Here is a 680-nt window from a genome sequence, read left to right as displayed (position 1 = left end):
CGGGCCTATGTCCATTGGCGTCGCGGTCCGCGTCGAGGCCACTATCCGCATCGCCGGCGCGCATCGTGATCGCGAAACTGGAGAAGCTGGCGACAATCTCCGGCACCGAACGATAATTACGCTTCAATCGACCGCGATTGCCACCGGCGAAGTCCTCCTTGCCGAACCGGGTTATGTTGAAGGATGAGGCACCGCGAAACCGGTAGATCGACTGCTTGGCGTCGCCGACCATCCAGAGATTGCGGCCGTCGGGCCGCAGTGCGCTCAGCAGCCGCACGCTGCTGCGGTTCACGTCCTGATACTCATCCACCAGGACATGATCATATTGCGCCTGCAGCGCCGCGCAGATGGCCGCCTCCTTTTCGAGCAGTTGCACCGGCAAGGCGACAAGATCGCCGAAGTCGATGCAATGCGCGTTGCGCTTGAGCTGTTCGTAGGCCGCGTAGACGCGGGCAACCTCGCCGGCGCGTTCCGCCGCCTCGCGCGCATCCGAGTCCTGGGCTTTCGCCTGCATGGCGTCGGCGAGCGCGGCGTAGGTTTCGGCGTCGACCACCTCATCCTTCGCCCGCGATACGGCGGCCAACATGTCGGCAATGATCTGGGTCGGATCGTAAAGATTGCGGTAGTACGCGAGCCTAAGCCGCGGGAACTCCCCCTCGAGGAGTTCGACCGCTTCGGTC

General features: G+C 63.8%; 1 protein-coding gene. It reads right to left on the bottom strand.

All coding sequences use genetic code 11. The features are described 5' to 3' along the window. A partial coding sequence (locus AACY45_RS27275; RefSeq protein ID WP_339548541.1) for a UvrD-helicase domain-containing protein occupies positions 1-680 on the bottom strand: 680 nt, incomplete at both ends.

Source organism: Pseudomonas sp. RA_35y_Pfl2_P32 (assembly GCF_963970735.1).
Classification (GTDB): Bacteria; Pseudomonadota; Gammaproteobacteria; order Pseudomonadales; family Pseudomonadaceae; genus Aquipseudomonas.
Note: the sequence above shows the minus strand (reverse complement) of the source record. Positions and strands in the feature narration are given on the sequence as shown.